The following is an 18185-nucleotide window of genomic DNA, read 5'->3' as shown; positions in this document are numbered from 1 at the left end:
CGCATCTATCGAGGGCGTGCCCTCCGAGTGCGGTCTTTCCTGCGATGACTGATGTGTGACAGTGCGGACCCGGCCATACAAGCGAATCTTGCGTATGACCGGGGGTTGACGCCACACATGTTGCGCCAGAGCCACACCGCGCCCGCCTAGCGGCAGACAGGCCGCGCGATCGCGTCCAGCGCGCGGTCGTAGCTCGCGCGTTCGGCCGCGCTCAGAAACCCCTGGTTGCGAACGAGCCCGTCCGCCGCCTTGCGGACCCCGTCGACCTGCCGCCACGACCGGGCGGCCCCGGACGCCGTCAGCCGCCCTGCCTTGCGCGCCGTGCCGATATCGGCCTGCAAGATGTTGGCGCGCACCGAGACATGCGCCTGTCGCGGGTCGCGGATCGACCCGCCGAGGCTGCCCGTCACGCTATGCTGCCGCGCGGTGTCGCAACTGGGATAGTCCTGTTGCGGAATGCGCGCGACGCCCCCGCTTGCCGCGAGGGCCAGAACGATGAACGGCGTATAGAGCACACGAACCTCCCGAATATCCCGGAGTTCGGGTCCCTACGCGACGCGTCCTGAACCGCAGCTAACTGCCGCGCCTAGCCGCGCAAGGCCGCGAACGCAGCGAGCCCGGCTTCGAGGTCCGCGATCAGGTCGGCGGGGTCTTCGAGGCCGATCTGCAGGCGAACCATCGGCCCCGCCGCATCACGCCTGGTGACGCTCCGGTACCGCTGCGGGTCGGCGGGGATGGCGAGGCTTTCGAACCCGCCCCAGCTATAGCCGATCCCGAACAGCTCGAGCGTGTCGATAAGCGCGGCGCGCGCCGCCTCGTCTCCGCCGTTCAGCACGAACGAGAAGAGACCGCTCGATCCCTTGAAGTCGCGGACGAACACGTCGTGGCCGGGGCAGCCGGGAAGCGCCGGATGGAGCACCTGCGCGACCTCGGGGCGCGATTGCAGCCACTTGGCGATCTGGAGCGCGCTCGACTGGTGCTGCGCGAGGCGGACCGCCATCGTGCGCAGGCCGCGACTGCCGAGCCAGCAATCGTCGGGGCTCGCGACCTGGCCGAGCTGGAAACTCGTCTCGCGCAGTTTCTTGAAATGGCCGGGGCCGGCGGTGACCGATCCGAGCATCACGTCCGAATGGCCGACGACATATTTCGTGCCGGCGAGGATCGTCAGGTCGACGCCGCGTTCGATCGCGGGGAAGAACAGCGGGGTGGCCCAGGTGTTGTCGAGCAGCGTCGTCACCCCCCGCGCCTTCGCGGCGGCGACGATCGCGGGGACGTCCTGCACCTCGAAGCTGAGCGAGCCAGGGCTTTCCATGAAGATTGCGCGCGTGTTCTCGCCGATCAGGTCGGCGATGCCCGCGCCGATCATCGGGTCGTAATAGCGCGTCGTGATCCCGAACCGCTTGAGCAGCCCGCCCGCCATCCCGCGTGTCGGATCATAGGCGCTGTCGACCAGCAGCAGCTCGTCGCCGGGCGACAGCACCGACAGCAACGCCGCCGCGATCGCCGCGACGCCCGAGCAATAGAGGAACGTCCCCTCCGCGCCCGGCTCGAGCGAGGTCAGCGCATCGGCAAGGCTCCACTGCGTCGGCGTGCCCTTGCGGCCGTAGAACAGCCGGTGATGCGTATCGCGCGTCGCGCTGTCGCGAAGATGGCCGACCGAATCGTAGAGGATCGTCGACGCACGCCAGACCGGCGGGCTGACGATGCCCCCCTCTCCAACCCCGCGCGTCCACTCCTTGCGACGGCCGGCGAGCACGACCTTGGTCGCATCGCCGACCGGCTTGTTCGTATCGCTCATGCCGTTCCTGTCGCCTTGGGAGTCGAGGGGTCGCCGCCCCATTCGGACCAGCTGCCGTCGTACAGCGCCGCCTCGTTGCCAAGCAGATGCGCGCCGAATGCGAGCACCGCCGCAGTGATGCCGGAGCCGCAGGTCATCACGAGCGGCTTCGACAGATCGACGCCCGCCTTGTCGAACTCGGCCTTCAGCGCGTCGCCGGTCTTCCACGTCCCGTCCGCGTGGAACACCGCGCCCTGCGGCAGATTGTTCGAGCCCGGAATATGCCCCGGCGCCGTACCGGGCCGCGGGTCTTCCTCCGCCCCCGTAAAGCGCGCGGCCGAGCGTGCGTCGAGCACCTGCTCCGCGCCGCTTTCGACGTTCGCCTTCATCTGATCGAGGTCGCGCACGCCCTTGAGGTCCGCCCAGGTCGTGAAGTGGCGGTGCCGCAGCGTCTCCTTGCCCGACGCCGTCTCGCGCCCCTCGGCCTGCCATTTGGACAGCCCGCCGTCGAGGATCGCGACATTGTGCGCGCCGAACAGCCGCAGCATCCACCACGCGCGCGCCGCAGTGTGCCAGGGCGAGCTGTCGTACAGCACGATCCGGCTGCCATCGCCCAGGCCCAGCGTCTGCATCCGGCTCGCGAACTTCTCCGCGGACGGCAGCATGTTCGGCAGGTCGCTGTCGGTATCGCGCAGCTCGGCAAGGTTTATGAACACCGTGCCGGGAATGTGCGCCGCCTCATATTCCGCGGCCGCGTCGCGTCCCTCGGCATAGGTCGCGTCGACGATCCTGAGATCATTCGCGCCCAGTTCGCTCGCCAGCCATTCGGTGGTCACCAACGCGTCCATATCCGGCTCCTTTTGCTGCCCTGTCAGTAGCCAGCGGGGCCGCTCGCGTCGAGGGAGGCGAGAAACTGCGCGGCCTGCGCGCGCGTCGCGTCGCGGTCCGCCTCGGTCTGTTTGTGCCAGTTGCGATACGGCATCGCCAGCCGGGTGTTGCGTCCCAGCTTGTCCTCGTGCCGCGCGAGGAAATCCCAGTACAGCGCGTTGAACGGACACGCATCGGGCCCGATCCGCTGCTTCACCTTGTACCGGCATGTCCCGCAATAATCGGACATCCGGTCGATATACGCGCCCGACGAGATATACGGCTTCGAGCCCAGCAGCCCGCCATCGCCGAACTGGCTCATCCCCAGCGTGTTGGGCAGTTCGACCCATTCATACGCGTCGACATAGACCTCGAGGTACCATTGGTGGACCTTGGCAGGATCGGCGCCGATCAGCAGCGCGAAGTTGCCCGTCACCATCAGCCGCTGGATGTGGTGCGCATGCGCGGTCTCGAGCGTCTGCCCGATCGCCTCGCGCAGGCAATGCATGTCGGTCTCGCCCGTCCAGTACCAGCCGGGAAGTTCGCGGTGGTGGTCGAGGAAGTTCCGCTCGACGTAATCGGGTCCCTCGCGCCAGTAGATCCCGCGCATATATTCGCGCCAGCCGATGATCTGGCGGATATAGCCCTCGACCGCGTTGAGCGGCGCCCGCCCGGCGCGATATTCCGCTTCCGCGCGGCGGCACAGATCGAGCGGATCGAGCAGCCCCGAATTGATGTAGGGCGACAGGATCGAGTGCCAGAGGTGCCGCTCTCCGGTGAGCATCGCATCCTCGTAATCGCCGAACTGCGGGAGCGCGTGTTTGAAGAAGTTCGCCGCCTGCCGCTCGGCATCCTCGGCAGTCACCGCATAGTCGAACCCGTCGAGGCTCCCCGGATGCTCGGCAAACCGGTCGGCCACCAGCGCGAGCACCTGGGCCGTGATCGCATTCGGCTTGAACACCAGCGGGCGCGGCATCAGCAGGTCGTTTTTCGCGGGCTTGCGGTTCTCCTTGTCGAAGTTCCAGCGATCGCCCTCGGGCTTGCCGTCGGTCATCAACAGCCCGGTGCGCGTCCGCATCTGGCGGTAGAACCATTCCATCGTCAGCGACTTGCGCTCCGCCGCCCAGGTCTCGAAATCGGCATGGCTCGCCAGGAACCGGTCGTCGCTGCGGATCGTGACGGGGATGCCGAACAGCGTCTCCCAGCTTTCGAGCATCGCCATCACGCGCCATTCGCCGCCCTCGGTGACGACGATCCGCTCGGGGTCGTGCCGCGCGACGGCGCGCGCGATCTCGCCGGTGAAGCTCCCCGCATTGTCCGGGTCGTCGAGCGTGGTGTATTCCACCGTCCACCCGCTCTCGCGCAACGCCTCCGCATGATGCCGCATCGCCGAGAGAATGTAGGCGATCTTGCGCTTGTGATGGCGGACATAGGTCGTCTCGTCGTCGACCTCCATCATCAGCACGATCGTCGTCGCGGGATCCTGCCCGCGCAGCACGGCGAGGTCGATCGTGAGCTGGTCGCCGAGGATCGGCACGAGTGTGGTTTTCTTGCGCGTCATCGCATCCTACATGGCGGCGTATGACCGCTTCCCAGAACCCCCATAACCCACAGAACCCTTTGCATCTTGGCCAGAACAGCGCCCTTCCCGCCTCTCCAGAAGAGGCCGTGCTCGATTATGTTCCGAACCCGCGGCCCGGCCGGACCTATCTCGTGCGGTTTGCGGCGCCCGAGTTCACGTCGCTGTGCCCCGTCACCGGCCAGCCCGACTTCGCGCATCTCGTGATCGACTATGTCCCGGGCGAGACGATCGTCGAGTCGAAGTCGCTGAAGCTGTTCCTCAGCAGCTTCCGCAACCATGCCGGTTTCCACGAGGATTGCACGGTTGGCATCGGCGAGCGGCTGTTCGACGAGATGAAGCCCGTATGGCTGCGCATCGGCGGCTATTGGTATCCGCGCGGCGGGATCCCGATCGACGTGTTCTGGCAGTCGAGCGCACCGCCGCAGGATCTGTGGCTGCCCGACCAGGGTGTCGCTTCCTATCGCGGACGCGGCTGACCCATGATCGATCCATACTAATCCATGTTGGCAAGTTTACTATGCTGCACTGCAGTATGTGATGAAACTTTATGCTAGCTGAACCGTTTAATTGAACGCGCGACCGGGTTTTCCCAGAAGTGCGCGCTCAAACGAGGGACAGGGTATGGTGAAACCGGCGGACGGTGGGAATATCGCGCGACTGGCGCTGATCGGCAATTTTCTGCCGAGACAGTGTGGGCTCGCCACCTTCACGACCGACGTTTTCACGGCCATGCGCGCGCGCTATCCCGAGATCGCCGTCGACGTCTACGCGATGGACGATCACCCCGGCAAATATGACTACCCCGCCGAAGTGACCGGCACGATCCCCGAGCCAGAGCTGTCGGCCTATATCGACACCGCACGCAAGATCGAGGCGAGCGGCGCGCAGGCGATCTGGCTCCAGCACGAATATGGCATCTTCGGCGGCCCCGCCGGCGAGCATATCCTCGCGCTGCTCGATCGCACGACGCTGCCGGTGATCGTCACGCTGCACACGATCCTCGAAAAGCCCAACGCCGACCAGCGTCGCGTGCTCGAAGGCCTGCTCCGCCGCGCCGCGCGCGTGGTGGTCATGGCCGAGCGTGGCCGCGACATCCTGCAGCGCGTCTACGGCGCCAACCCGCGCCAGGTCGTCATGATCCCGCACGGCGTGCCCGATCGTGACCTGCTCGATCCCGCGACGCTCAAGGACAAGTTCGGCTGGGATGGCCGCAAGGTCATGCTGACGTTCGGCCTGCTCGCCCCCAACAAGGGGATCGAGACGGTCATCAACGCACTGCCCGCGGTGATCGCGAAGCACCCCGATCTGCTGTACGTCGTGCTCGGCGCCACGCATCCGAACCTTGTCGCGCATGAAGGCGAGAAGTATCGCGACAAGCTGAAGGCGCTCGCCGCCGACAAGGGCGTTGCCGACAATGTCACGTTCGTCGACGCGTTCCTCGAACATGGCGAACTGCTCGACTATCTGCAGGCGGCTGACGTCTATGTGACGCCGTACACCAACCCCGCGCAGATCACGTCGGGTACGCTCAGCTACGCGATCGGCGTCGGCAAGCCCGTGATCTCGACCCCCTACGTGCACGCGACCGAAATCCTCGCGGATGGCCACGGCGTGCTCGTGCCGTTCGGCGATGTCGATGCGTTCGCACGTGAGATCGACGCGCTGATGTCGAACGACCGCGATCGCAACCGGCTGGCCGAGCGTGCGTATGCGCGCGGCCGTACGATGATCTGGCCCAAGCTCGCCGAGGCGATGATGGCGGAGATCCGTGCGATCGTCGCGGCGCGCCCGTTTCGCCTCGCCAAGGTGCCGGCGCCGCTGAAGATGCTGACGCCCGATTTCGCCGCAGTCGAGCGGATGAGCGATTCGACCGGTATGCTCCAGCATTCGATCTACTCGGTCCCCGATCGCCGCCACGGCTATTGCATCGACGACAATTGCCGCGCGCTGATGCTGATGAGCGCGATACCCGGTCTCGACGACGTGGCGCGCGACAAGTGGATGACGATCTACGCCTCGTTCGTGCAATATGCCTGGAACCCGGACACGCGCCGTTTCCGCAACTTCATGAACTTCGATCGCACCTGGTGCGAGGATGCGGGGTCTGAGGACTCGAACGGCCGCACGCTCTGGTCGCTCGGCGTCACCGCGCGCGATGCGCAGGCCGCCAAGCACCGTGACTGGGCGACCGCGATGTTCGATTCGACCGCGTCGATGGCGCTCGAACTCGGCAGCCTTCGCGCGCAGGCGTTCGCGATGCTCGGCGCCGCGGCGATGCTCGAGGCCAAGCCCGGCCACCAGCTGTCGCTGTCGATCCTCGAGGCGTTCCCCAAGGTTCATCTCGATCTGCTCGCCAAGGCACGCCGCCCCGAATGGCAGTGGTTCGAGATCGTGCTCGCCTATGACAACACCCGTCTCCCACAGGCGCTGATCCGTGCGGGCCAGGCGCTGGGGCGTCAGGACCTGATCGAGTGCGGCCTTGCCACGCTCGACTGGATCGTCGCCAAGCAGACCTCGCCCGAGGGCCGCTTCCGCGCGGTCGGGTCGGAGAGCTTCAACCGGCCCTATGCCGAGCCGTTGCAGTTCGACCAGCAGCCGCTCGAGGCGCAGGCGACCGTCGACGCGTGCGCGGCCGCCTATGACGCGACCGGCGACGTTCGTTGGCGCGACGAGGCGTTGCGTGCCTATGGCTGGTTCCTCGGCGTCAACGACCTCGATCTGCCGCTCGCGAGCGTTGCGGATGGCGGCTGCTATGACGGCCTGATGCCGACCGGGCTCAACCGAAACCAGGGTGCCGAGTCGATTTTGGCACTGCAACTCGCAAGTTGCGCCATTTCAGGGGTATCTAAAGCAGCGCAAAGCGTGGCAGGAGCCACCCGCGTCGTCGCCTAGCCGGACCTGAGCGGGTCCCGGTCTTGACGGCGCGTTGAGTGGAACGACGCGGGGCACTGCTACGATGGATCTGTTCAACCACCAGCTGCGGCTGCACGCGGACCCTTCGCGTGTCGTCGTCCGGCCGTTCCATATCGCATGGGCCGGTCATGGCGGCGCGCCGAGCCGTACCGAGCGGCTCGTCGGCGAAGTGCTGGAAATGTCGCCTGCGCAGGCGCGCGCGCAGCTTGAGGTCGTGCTGAAGGATTTCGAGGCACGCCACTGGCAAACGCGGCGCGTCTTCATGACGCGCTACGATCAGATCGAGGATATGCTCGGGCTGAACGGCGCGGAGATCGGCGACGAGAAGCGCCAGCTGATCGGTGCGTATTTCTGTCACGAATACAGCTACGCCGCCGCCGCTCTGATGAACCCGAGCGCGGTGCCGCATTTCGACCAGTCGGGGATGCCGCCGGGCTCGATGCGCATCCTGATGAGCCTGCGCGCGGTCGGCGAGGGTCACATCTCGTCGGTTGCGTTCCGCGAAGGCATCATCACCTGCGAAAACCAGATGAAGCTCGCGCCCGAGCCGCCGTTCGCAACCGCGACCGACGCGGTCGGCAGCGGCGAGGACGAGATGCCGATCGGCCCCGTCACCGTCTATCGCCACCGCGACAGCACGTTGAGCGGCACGGTGATCTTCCCGATCACGCAGGCGCAGTCGAAGGGCCTTGAGGATCTCCGCATCGTCCGCTTCCAGCACGAGAATGGCGATTACGAATGGATCGGCACCTACACCGCGTATAACGGCTCGGTGATCCAGTCCGAGCTGATGCGCACGCGCGACTTCCGCGCGTTCGATCTCGTGCCGATGACCGGCCCCGCCGCGCGGAATAAAGGCATGGCCTTGTTCCCGCGGAAGGTGAACGGCCAGTATATGATGATCGGCCGGCAGGACGGCGAGAACCTGTTCCTGCTCAAGTCCGACACGCTGACCGACTGGGACGATGGCGAGAAGATCCTGACGCCCGAATATCCGTGGGAGCTGGTCCAGATCGGCAATTGCGGACCGCCGATCGAGCTCGACGAGGGCTGGCTGCTGCTGACCCACGGCGTCGGCGCGATGCGCAAATATTCGATCGGCGCGGTGCTGCTCGACAAGGACGATCCGTCGAAGGTGATCGGCCGCACCAAGCAGCCGATCCTCGCCGCGAAGGACCAGGATCGCGAGGGCTATGTCCCCAACGTCGTCTATAGCTGCGGCGCGTTGAAGCATGGCGACACGATCTTCATGCCGTACGGCATCGCGGACAGCTCGGTGGGCTTCGCGTTCGTGCCGATCAAGGACATGCTCGCCGCGATGCTGTGAACTATTGCCGTTCGTCCTGAGTAGCCATCGAGTAGCTCCGAAGGAGCGTATCGAGACGGCGTATCGAAGGACAGGGTGGCGCGCGGCACACATGCTTCGATACGAGCCCTCGATACGCTGCTGACGCAGCTACTCGGTCTCTACTCAGCACGGGGTGCGGGCGGTGTTCTCCCGCGAAGGCGGGAGCCCAGTCTGGGTCCCCGCCTTCGCGGGGAAACATCCTCCTAGCGCGACGCCGCCATCGTCCGCCGGTACATCACCCAGGTCAGCACGCCGAACAACAGCGTCCCGCCCACCAGTGCCACGCTCGCAAACCCGTCCCCGACCAGCCCCAGCGGCGTCTCCTTGTTGGTCAGGTACACGATCCCCGCAAACCCGACGCCCCACAGCGACTCCCCGACGATCATCCCCGTCGCAGTCAGCACGCCCATCCGCATCGCCAGCTCGGGATCGCGCGCGCCGTCCGCCCAGCGGTCATACATATAGCCGACGACCGCGCCGATCGTGACCGGCAGCGTCACCGACATCGGCAGATACACGCCCAGTCCGACGCCGAGCGGCGGCAAGCGCAGCTTGCCCGCCTTGCCCAGCAACTCATCGACCGCGATCACCACCACGCCGGTCAGCGCGCCATAGCCGATCATCGCCCAGTTGAGATTGCCCCCCAGCACGCCCTTCGCCAGCGCCGAGATCAGCGCGGCCTGCGGTGCCGCCAGCGCATTGGGCCCCGCCCCCGGCGCGCCCGCAAACCCGAGCGTACTGCCGAGCAGGTTGAGCACCGGCGGCACGACGATCGATCCGAACACCACGCCGATCAGCAACGCGACCTGCTGCTTCCACGGCGTCGCGCCCACCAGCTGCCCGGTCTTCAGATCCTGCAAATTGTCGTTCGAGATCGTCGCGATCCCGAACACGATCCCCGTCACGATCAGCCCGTAGGCGACCAGCGCCTGCGTCGTGCCGGGCTCGACCGCGCGGCCGAACCACGACACCAGCAGGATCGAGGCGGCGAGAATGGCGAGGATGCCGATCCCCGACACCGGCGAATTCGACGCGCCGATCAGCCCCGCCATGTACCCGCACACCGCCGCGATCACGAGCCCGATGACGAGGATGAACACGAGGCTCCCGGCGATCAGCCCGATCGCCGACGCCTGAAGCGGGCCACCCTGCAACACGGTCCAAAGCAGGATGCCGATCGGCACCAGCATCGCCAGCGAGCCGATCCCGACGATCCCGATCGGAATGTCGCGCTCCTCCAGCGCCAGCACTTCGCCGCCGCGCTTGGCCGCCGATGCCGCCAGCGCCGAGCGCACGCCGCCGACCACGGGTCCTGCGATCTTGAGCAACGTCCAGATCGCCGCGACGCCGATCACGCCCGCGCCGAAGAACCGCACGTCCGAGCGGAACACCGTGGTCGCGATCACCTCCGCGGTCCCGGTGATGCTCCCGCCCGAGGTCAGGATCGGCAGCAGGATCCACCAGCCGATGATGACGCCCGCGAACATCGCCATGCCGACCGAGATGCCGACCAGATGCCCTGCGCCCAGCAGCGCGAACGACAGCCCGCCCGAAATCCCGGTCGCGCCCGCGCCGACGCGGAAATAGGTGGCAGCCTCGGCAGCGACCAGCTTGGTCTGGGTCAGGATCGCGAAGCCCGACGAGACGATCGCATTGGCGACGATGATGCCGAGCCCGCGCGCACTCTCCTCGCCGCCCTCGCGACTACCCGCGCCGACCTTGAGCACCTCGGCCGCCGCGCGCCCCTCCGGGTAGGGCAGCACGGTGTCGACGACGAGCGCGCGGCGCAACGGCACCGAGAACAGCACGCCGAGCACGCCGCCGAACATCGTGATCGCCGCGGTGGTGAAGAACGGGAAGCCCTGCCACCAGCCGATCATCACGAGCCCGGGCAGCACGAAGATGATCGCCGCCAGCGTACCCGCGGCGGACGCGATCGTCTGGACGATGTTGTTCTCGAGGATCGTCGAATCCTTGAACAGGCGCAGCACCGCCATCGAGATCACCGCGGCGGGGATCGACGTCGCGAAGGTCAGCCCGATCTTGAGCCCGAGATAGACGTTGGCCGCGGTGAACAGCAGCGTGATGATCCCGCCGAGCACGATCCCACGAAAGGTGAGCTCGCGCATGCTCGTTTCGGGTCCCGTCTCGGGTACGCCCCGCGTCGCGTCGGTCATCTCGTCAGCCTCAAAGCAATTTGGGCGACATGTGCCATGATGTGCGGTCAGAGGAAACCGTATCGACCGTAACCGGTATGTTCTCCCGCGAAGGCGGGAGTCCAGACTGGGCTCCCGCCTTCGCGGGAGAACAAGAAGGGGCTGCCCCCTCCCCAAACCCTACCGCACGGCCATCCGCCGCGCGAAATTGACCTCGACCGCGCGCGTCACGCTCTCCGCGATCCGGTGCCGCCCCTCGGCGCTATCCAGGAACGCGGCGTCCTGCGGGTTCGAAATATATCCCGTCTCGAACAGGATCGACGGCATGTCCGGCGCTTTCAGCACCATCAGCGACGCCATCCGGTGGAAGTTCGCTTTCAGCGGCATCAGCGGCTTGGCCTCGCGCCCGAGCAACCGCGCAAACGTCGCCGACGCGTTCATCGTCTCGCGCTGGGTCAGGTCGATCAGGATCGACGACACGTCCGCGGGCGCTTCGCCCAGGTTTACGCCCGAGATCACGTCCGCCTTGTTCTCGCGCGCCGCCAGCCGGGCTGCCTCCTTGTCCGACGCCACCTCGGACAGCGTGTACGCGGTCGCGCCGCTCGCCGTCTCGGTGCCGGTGCTGTCGCAGTGGATCGAGATGAACAGATCGCCCTTCAGCCGCCGCGCAACGCCGTACCGCTCGCGCAGGATCAGATAGCGGTCGTCGCTGCGCGTCAGCGCCACGCGCACGCGCCCCGATGCCAGCAATTGATCGCGAATGGCCTTGGCGACCTTGAGAGTCACGTCCTTCTCGCGCAGCCCGTTCGGCCCGATCGCACCCGGATCGACACCGCCATGCCCCGCATCGATCACCACCAGTGGCCGCGTGTCGTCGCCGTCCACGCGCGGCAGCCGGACCCCGCGCGCCTTGGGCGGCACCGCGACCGACACCTTGTATCTGGGCCGCGAGGCCGCGCCAAAATTGAACGGGAAGAAGTTGAGCGGCCCTGCAATTCCCGCTTCCGCGAACTGGTCGTCGTCGACCGTGCGCAACGCGAGCGTGAGTTCGCGGCCGTCGGAATCGAACCCGCCATCGGTGACGATCGCCGGCTCGGCGAGATCGAACACCATCCGCATCCCCGAGCGCCCGCTGCGCATTTGCGTCACGCCAGTCACCAGCCCGCGCGCCGCGACCTCGCGACCCGGCGTCGCACCAGTCACGTCGACCGCGATCTGGCGCGGCCCGGTCAGCACGCGGCTGGCGGCATCGCCGACCGCCTCGTCGAACCGGATCACGATACGCCCGTCCCTGATCGCGACGCTCTGCACGGTCGCCGCCCAGGCGGGCACGCTCGCCAGCCAGCCGGCCATGAGGGCGATGACGGTCAACACCCCGCGTCCTTGCCGTGCGGACGTGCCGCCGGTCCAGCGAAAATCCATGCTACACCCCTTTGATCGATACATCCGATCGCTGCACGGACAGGTAAGCCCCGGTGTCCCAAGAGCGCGTTGCGGTGTGCGGTTAATTTGCCGTTTGCCATGAATTTGCCGGCAACGCGCTGCCGCCCCGGCAATTCTGCGCCTTGCTGCCCCAGTTCCGCGGTGAAGCGCGCGTGTCCGCGGGCGGTTTGCCGACATTATGTGGCGCATTGCGGGATCGGGTATGCAGTGCTAGTCCTGTCGTACAGCCGTGTGTCGCCTGGTTTTGACCAGCGACGCGCTGGTCTCGACGCCCGCCTGCGGATCCTCGCCGGCGCGGCAATTCAGGTTGACGCTCGAATGACGCATTCCCCCCGCCCCGCTCTCCGACCGGCCTTCGCCGACGGGATCGCGGTCGTGCGGGCGCCGCAGGGAGAGTTCCCGCGGCATGCAAACCGAGCAGAGGCAGTTTCGCATACCTTCCGCGGCTCAGGACGTCCGTGTCCGACCGCCCCACCATCAAGCGCGCGACGGCTGCCGACAGGCCCGGCGCGCGCGCGGAGATTCTATAATGACAACGCGTATGCTGATCGACGCACGCCACCGGGAAGAAACCCGGATCGCCGTCGTCAAAGGTAACCGGATCGAGGAATTCGATTTCGAGAGTGCCGAACGCAAGCAGCTGAAAGGCAATATCTACCTCGCCAAGGTTACGCGGGTCGAGCCGTCGCTCCAGGCGGCGTTCATCGATTACGGCGGCAATCGCCACGGCTTCCTCGCGTTCAGCGAAATCCACCCCGATTACTACCAGATTCCCAAGGAAGACCGCGACGCGCTGCTCCGCGAAGAAGCCGAGCATGCCGCCGAGGAGGCCGCCCTGCGCGCCGACTACGACGCGGACGACGAAGAGGGTGACGACGAGGACGATATCGAGCGCTTCGAGGACGATGGCGGGGTAGATCCCGACGTCGCCGAGGAACTCGAAGGTGGCGAAACGGGCGATGCTCCGCGCCGCAAGCGCAAGTCGAGCAGCGACGATGCCGCGGTCGAGGACCTGCGCGAGCGTCGCATGAACCTGCGCCGCCGCTACAAGATTCAGGACGTGATCCATCGCCGCCAAGTGCTGCTCGTCCAGGTCGTCAAGGAAGAGCGCGGCAACAAGGGCGCGGCGCTGACGACGTATCTGTCGCTCGCCGGCCGCTACTGCGTGCTAATGCCCAACACGTCGCATGGCGGCGGCATCTCGCGGAAGATCAGCAACGCGGGCGATCGCAAGCGCCTGAAGTCGATCATGGCCGACATGCAGCTGCCGCCCTCGATGGGCTGCATCGTCCGCACCGCCGGGCTCCAGCGCAGCAAGGTCGAGATCAAGCGCGACTTCGATTACCTCGCCCGCCTGTGGGACGGGATCCGCGAAGCCACGCTGCAGGCGTCGGCGCCGGCGCTCGTTTACGGCGACAGCGACCTGATCAAGCGCGCGATCCGCGATATCTACAACAAGGAAATCGAAGAGGTCATCGTCGAGGGCGAGGACGGCTATCGCCAGGCGCGCGAATTCATGCGCCTGCTGATGCCGACGCACGCCCGTCGCATCAAGCATTACGCCGATCCGGTTCCGCTGTTCCAGCGCGCGGGCGTCGAGGATCAGCTGTCGGCGATGTACCATCCCGTCGTCCAGCTGAAGTCGGGCGGCTATCTGGTCATCAACCCGACCGAGGCGCTCGTCTCGATCGACATCAACTCGGGCCGCTCGACGCGTGAGCATTCGATCGAGCAGACCGCGACCGCGACCAATCTCGAGGCCGCACAGGAAATCGGCCGCCAGCTTCGTCTGCGCGACATGGCCGGGCTCGTCGTCATCGACTTCATCGACATGGATAACAATTCCAACGTCCGTAAGGTCGAGAAGGCGATGAAGGAGGCGCTGAAGAACGATCGCGCGCGCATCCAGATCGGCCGCATCTCGTCGTTCGGCCTCATGGAAATGAGCCGCCAGCGTCTGCGCACCGGCGTGCTCGAAGCATCGACCCGCGCCTGCCCGCATTGTGAGGGCACCGGGTTGGTCCGCACCGCATCGTCGTCGGGCATCTCCGCACTCCGCCTCATCGAGGACGAAGCCGCGCGCGGTCGCGGGTCGCTGCTCACCCTGCGCGCGAGCCAGGAGGCTGCGGTCTACATCCTCAACCGCAAGCGCGCCGACATCGCCGAGATCGAGGATCGCTACGGCGTGATCGTCGAGATCATCCCCGGCCAGGACGAGGAAGGCGCGCACATGACGGTCGAGGCCAGCGGCCCGCCGCCCGCGCACGCGCCCAAGTTCGTCCAGATCATCGAGGAAGACGAGGACGACCTTCCCGAGGAAATCGAGGACGAGATCGAGGAGGACGAGGTCGAAGAGGCCGAAGCCGAGCAGCCGCGTCGTCGTGAACCGCGCGAGCAGAATGCACCCCGTGAAAACGGTCGCGATGCGGACGGTGAAGGCGGCAAGAAGCGTCGCCGTCGCCGCGGTCGTCGCGGTCGCGGACGTCCCGGCGAAGAGGGTGCGGTCGAGGGCACCAACGGCGAGGGTTCGTTCGAGGACGCCGACACCAACGTCGAGGAAATCGACGCGGTCGAGGGCGACATCGTCGAAGTCGGCGGTGGCGAGGAGGCCGAGAAGATCATGTCGGCCGAACAGGCCAACGGTGCCGAGGGCGAAGGCCGTCGTCGTCGCGGTCGTCGCGGTCGTCGTGGCGGTCGCCGCAACGAGCAGGGGTCGGACAATGGCCAATCGGTCGCCGTCAGCAGCATCGACGATGCCCAGCTGATCGCCGAGGCCCCAGAGCCGGAAGCGTATGAGCCGGTCGAGTCGACCTATGCCGAGCCGCCTTACGAGCCGGCGCAAGAGCCGGTCGTCCAGGAGGCGCCGGTCGCAGAGGTCGCCGACGGTCCGAAGATGCGCCGTCGTCCGCGCGCCCGCGCGGCAGCCGCTGCGGCGAACATCGCCGAGCCGGTTGCAGAGGCGGCCCCCAAGGCGCGTCGCGGTCGCAAGCCGCGCGCGGTCGAGGCGGACGTCGAGACGGTCGCGCCAGAGCCGGTCGCGCCCGAGCCCGTCGCCGCCGAGCCGGCTGCGCCCAAGCCGAGCCGCCGTCGTCGTGAGGCGGTCGCCGAAGCGACGATGGACGAGGTGAGCGCAACGCCCGCCGAGACTATCGAGGCTGCGGCGCCGAAGCCCAAGCGTGCGCGCCGCAAGGCGTCGGACGCGGTGGCCGAAACGCCGGTCGTCGAGGAAGCGCCTGCCAAGGCCGCCAAGCCCCGCGGTCGCCCGCGCAAGGCTGCCGTGGTCGACGCCGGCGATGCCGCGCCGACCAGCGAACCGCTCGATACGCCGATCGACACCGTCCCGCCAAAGGCCGAAGTCCAGCCGCAGGACGTCGCGACCGACCGCACCGACGATGGCACCAACGACGGCCCCGACGGCGCCCCCCGCCGCGGCTGGTGGCAGCGCACCTTCGGCTAACGCCGGACGCTGTGACCGAAGGACGGGCGCGACCGAAAGGCCGCGCCCGTTTTCGTTTATGGAGCGGGCGAACACTCTCGGTGAAGCGCGCCCTGTGCCAAGGCTTGTGTCCCCGCGAAGGCGGGGACCCAGACTCTGCTCCCGCCTTCTTGGGAGAACAAGGAGGCGGGAGCGATGCGCAGTTGGGACGTTCAGCATGTCGAAGGACGCCCCCGGCTCCCCCACCCACCCCCACTCCCCTACCCACCCCGGCGAAGGCCGGGGCCCAGTTGGAAAGGTGGCAATAACGAAGCGCCCCCCTCAGCCAGTACCGTCCCCCAACTGGACCCCGGCCTCCGCCGGGGAGGTGGCCGGCAGAAGCGCGCCCTCCATCACGACAGCGGTGCGTCGACGCACGCCCCCCCCCGAACGACCTCGCGTCTCCGACCACCGCACCCCCACCCCCAGCCATTGCCCCCCCGCCCCCAATCGACGATAACCCCCGGCATGAAGCGCTTCGTAGCCGCCGCAGCCACCGCCCTCCTCCTCTGGACGCAACCCCTTCAGGCGCAGTCGATTCTCCGCGACGCCGAGACCGAGACGATGTTCGCCGAAATGTCGAACCCGCTCATCAAGGCCGCCGGGCTCTCGACGCGCGACGTCAAGGTCGTCCTGATCAACGACGAGTCGATCAACGCGTTCGTCGCGGGCGGGCAGACCGTCTACGTCCACTCCGGCCTCATCCAGGCCGCCGACAACGCCAACGAAGTCCAGGGCGTCATCGCGCACGAGCTCGGCCACATCGCCGACGGCCATGTCGTCCTCGCCGATCGCGGCACGAAACCGGCGATGGGCATGTACCTGCTATCGATGGTCCTCGGCCTCGCCGCGATGGCCGCGGGCAGCGGCGAAGCCGGCGCCGGCATCATGGCGGCGGGCCAGCAGGCGGCGATGGGGACCTATCTCTCGTTCAGCCGGGTCCAGGAATCGACCGCCGACGCGACCGGCGCAAAATTCCTGCGCGAGGCCAACGTCTCGGGCCGCGGCATGCTCAGCTTCTTCAAGAAACTGCAGCAGCAGGAATATCGCTTCGGCACCGCGAACATCGATCCGTTCATGCAGTCGCATCCGCTTTCAGGCGAGCGCGTCGCAACACTCACCGCCGATCTCCAGGCCTCGCCCGCCTGGGCCAACAAGCCCGACGCCGCGCTGGAGGAACGCTTCCGCCGCGTGAAGGCGAAACTCGCCGGCTACGTCATGCCCGCCGACCAGACGCTGCAGGCCTTCCCGCCCAGCAACCAGTCGATCTACGCGCACTACGCCCGCGCCTATGCGTATCACAAGGCCGGCTATCCCGAGAAAGCCGACGCCGAGGCGAACGCGCTGGTGAGGGCCGAGCCGACCGACCCCTATTTCCTCGAGATCAAGGGCCAGATCCTGCTCGAGGCGGGCAAGCCGGTCGAGTCGCTGGTGCCCTTGCGCGAAGCGACCGAAGGCTCGCGCAACAACCCGCTGATCGCCACCACCTTCGGCCACGCGCTGATCGCGACCGAGAACAAGGCGAACTATCCGGAGGCGACTCGCGTCCTGCGCACCGCGGTCGGCCGCGACGACCAGAATCCGTTCGCCTGGATGCAGCTCGGCACGGTGTACGAACTGACCGGCGACACCGCGCGCGCCGCGCTTGCCACCGCCGAGCGCGCGAGCATGGGCGGCGACATGCGGACCGCGTCGGCCAGCGCGCAATATGCGCTCGCCAACATCCCCGCCAACACCACCGACTGGATCCGCGCGCAGGATATCGCGATGGCCGCGCAGAACGAGATGGACGACAACCCCAAGCAGTATAAGCGCCGCAAATGAGCAAATTCACATTCCCGGCGATCGCTGTCGCCGGCGCCGTCATCGGAGGCCTCGCGGTCTGGGGTTTCGATCGCCAGGGCGGGGGCGTCGAGCGCGCGCAGGTCGAATCGATCGTCCACGATTACGTTCTGGCGCACCCCGAAATCCTCCCCGAGGCGATGGAGAAGCTGCGCGACCGCGAGTCGGGCAAGACCGTCACCGCGAACCGCGATGCGATCGTCACGCCGTTCGGCAGCGCCTGGGCGGGCAATCCCAAGGGCGACGTCACGCTGGTCGAGTATTTCGACTATAATTGCGGCTATTGCCGCGCGAGCCTGCCGATGATCGCCAAGCTGATCGCCGCCGACCCCAAGGTGCGCGTCGTCTTCCGCGAACTCCCGATCCTCAGTGCCGAAAGCCGCATCGCCGCGCGCGCGAGCCTGGCGGCCGCGCAACAGGGCAAGTTCGCCTCCTTCCACGACGCGCTCTATGCCGGCGGCCCGGTCAGCGACGCCTCGATCGCCGCCGCGGCTGGCAAGGCCGGGGTCGACCTCTCGCAGCCAGGCTTCACCAAGACCGCCGACGCAGAGATCGCCAAGAACATGGAAACCGCCGCCAAGCTCGGGCTGACCGGCACGCCAAGCTGGGTCGTCGGCGACCGAGTCCTGTCGGGCGCGCTGCCGCTCGAAGACCTGCAAAAGGCGGTAGCGGCAGCACGGGCGGGCTAACCCCACCAACTCCGTCATCCTGACGAAAGTCAGGATCCAGAGCCACAAGCGGGGCGAACGCGGCTCTGGATCCTGGGTCGAGCCCAGGATGAC

The 18185-nt window shown here is 67.1% G+C and carries 12 protein-coding genes; 6 read left to right on the top strand and 6 right to left on the bottom strand.

All coding sequences use genetic code 11. The features are described from left to right. Positions 1 to 146: 146 nt before the first annotated feature. The 4 genes from C8J26_RS04460 to C8J26_RS04445 form a co-directional block, all read right to left on the bottom strand. Positions 147 to 515, bottom strand: a complete 369-nt coding sequence (locus tag C8J26_RS04460) for a hypothetical protein (protein WP_107956841.1) — start codon at positions 513 to 515, stop codon at positions 147 to 149. 71 nt (positions 516 to 586) lie between these two features. Continuing rightward, positions 587 to 1798 (bottom strand): cystathionine beta-lyase, encoded by a 1212-nt coding sequence (gene metC / locus C8J26_RS04455; protein ID WP_107956840.1) that lies wholly within the window; start codon positions 1796 to 1798, stop codon positions 587 to 589. After that, on the bottom strand, positions 1795 to 2625 hold the full coding sequence (locus C8J26_RS04450) for a sulfurtransferase (RefSeq protein ID WP_107956839.1): 831 nt from the start codon (positions 2623 to 2625) through the stop codon (positions 1795 to 1797). Before C8J26_RS04450 ends, metC begins: the two co-directional genes overlap by 4 nt. 23 nt (positions 2626 to 2648) lie before the next feature. Beyond that, on the bottom strand, positions 2649 to 4205 hold the full coding sequence (locus C8J26_RS04445; protein WP_107956838.1) for a cryptochrome/photolyase family protein: 1557 nt from the start codon (positions 4203 to 4205) through the stop codon (positions 2649 to 2651). A gap of 20 nt (positions 4206 to 4225) precedes the next feature. Here C8J26_RS04445 and queF point away from each other — a divergent pair, with 20 nt between their 5' ends. The 3 genes from queF (at position 4226) to C8J26_RS04430 (ending at position 8466) form a co-directional block, all read left to right on the top strand. Beyond that, positions 4226 to 4702, top strand: a complete 477-nt coding sequence (queF, locus tag C8J26_RS04440; protein WP_107956837.1) for a preQ(1) synthase — start codon at positions 4226 to 4228, stop codon at positions 4700 to 4702. A gap of 145 nt (positions 4703 to 4847) precedes the next feature. Then, positions 4848 to 7118 (top strand): glycosyltransferase family 4 protein, encoded by a 2271-nt coding sequence (locus tag C8J26_RS04435; protein WP_107956836.1) that lies wholly within the window; start codon positions 4848 to 4850, stop codon positions 7116 to 7118. 64 nt (positions 7119 to 7182) lie between these two features. After that, positions 7183 to 8466, top strand: a complete 1284-nt coding sequence (locus C8J26_RS04430; protein WP_056411727.1) for a glycoside hydrolase family 130 protein — start codon at positions 7183 to 7185, stop codon at positions 8464 to 8466. A gap of 224 nt (positions 8467 to 8690) precedes the next feature. Here the strand turns inward: C8J26_RS04430 and C8J26_RS04425 are convergent, their stop codons facing one another. Both C8J26_RS04425 and C8J26_RS04420 read right to left on the bottom strand, forming a co-directional pair. Then, positions 8691 to 10664 carry an OPT family oligopeptide transporter gene (locus tag C8J26_RS04425; protein ID WP_244185150.1) on the bottom strand — a complete coding sequence of 658 codons (1974 nt, stop codon included), beginning with the start codon at positions 10662 to 10664 and terminating at the stop codon, positions 8691 to 8693. A 159-nt stretch (positions 10665 to 10823) separates the two neighbouring features. Beyond that, positions 10824 to 12065, bottom strand: coding sequence for an N-acetylmuramoyl-L-alanine amidase (locus C8J26_RS04420; RefSeq protein WP_107956835.1), 1242 nt, complete (start codon positions 12063 to 12065; stop codon positions 10824 to 10826). 562 nt (positions 12066 to 12627) lie between these two features. Here C8J26_RS04420 and C8J26_RS04415 point away from each other — a divergent pair. The 3 genes from C8J26_RS04415 to C8J26_RS04405 all read left to right on the top strand — a co-directional run bounded on the left by C8J26_RS04415 (position 12628) and on the right by C8J26_RS04405 (position 18092). Then, on the top strand, positions 12628 to 15543 hold the full coding sequence (locus C8J26_RS04415) for a ribonuclease E/G (protein ID WP_107956834.1): 2916 nt from the start codon (positions 12628 to 12630) through the stop codon (positions 15541 to 15543). A gap of 486 nt (positions 15544 to 16029) precedes the next feature. Beyond that, on the top strand, positions 16030 to 17385 hold the full coding sequence (locus C8J26_RS04410; RefSeq protein ID WP_107956833.1) for a M48 family metalloprotease: 1356 nt from the start codon (positions 16030 to 16032) through the stop codon (positions 17383 to 17385). Continuing rightward, on the top strand, positions 17382 to 18092 hold the full coding sequence (locus tag C8J26_RS04405; protein ID WP_107956832.1) for a DsbA family protein: 711 nt from the start codon (positions 17382 to 17384) through the stop codon (positions 18090 to 18092). The genes C8J26_RS04410 and C8J26_RS04405 overlap by 4 nt, the downstream gene beginning before the upstream one ends. The last annotated feature ends 93 nt before the right edge of the window (positions 18093 to 18185 follow it).

This window comes from Sphingomonas aurantiaca, from assembly GCF_003050705.1.
GTDB classification, from domain to species: Bacteria; Pseudomonadota; Alphaproteobacteria; order Sphingomonadales; family Sphingomonadaceae; genus Sphingomonas; species Sphingomonas aurantiaca.
This window is presented reverse-complemented; position numbering and strand designations above follow the sequence as displayed.

Coding starts and splice junctions, on each gene's coding strand:
- metC (WP_107956840.1), bottom strand. CDS start 1,798: ATGAGCGATACGAACAAGCCGGTCGGCGATGCGACCAAGGTCGTGCTC.
- C8J26_RS04450 (WP_107956839.1), bottom strand. CDS start 2,625: ATGGACGCGTTGGTGACCACCGAATGGCTGGCGAGCGAACTGGGCGCG.
- C8J26_RS04445 (WP_107956838.1), bottom strand. CDS start 4,205: ATGACGCGCAAGAAAACCACACTCGTGCCGATCCTCGGCGACCAGCTC.
- queF (WP_107956837.1), top strand. CDS start 4,226: ATGACCGCTTCCCAGAACCCCCATAACCCACAGAACCCTTTGCATCTT.
- C8J26_RS04435 (WP_107956836.1), top strand. CDS start 4,848: ATGGTGAAACCGGCGGACGGTGGGAATATCGCGCGACTGGCGCTGATC.
- C8J26_RS04430 (WP_056411727.1), top strand. CDS start 7,183: ATGGATCTGTTCAACCACCAGCTGCGGCTGCACGCGGACCCTTCGCGT.
- C8J26_RS04425 (WP_244185150.1), bottom strand. CDS start 10,664: ATGACCGACGCGACGCGGGGCGTACCCGAGACGGGACCCGAAACGAGC.
- C8J26_RS04420 (WP_107956835.1), bottom strand. CDS start 12,065: ATGGATTTTCGCTGGACCGGCGGCACGTCCGCACGGCAAGGACGCGGG.
- C8J26_RS04415 (WP_107956834.1), top strand. CDS start 12,628: ATGCTGATCGACGCACGCCACCGGGAAGAAACCCGGATCGCCGTCGTC.
- C8J26_RS04410 (WP_107956833.1), top strand. CDS start 16,030: ATGAAGCGCTTCGTAGCCGCCGCAGCCACCGCCCTCCTCCTCTGGACG.
- C8J26_RS04405 (WP_107956832.1), top strand. CDS start 17,382: ATGAGCAAATTCACATTCCCGGCGATCGCTGTCGCCGGCGCCGTCATC.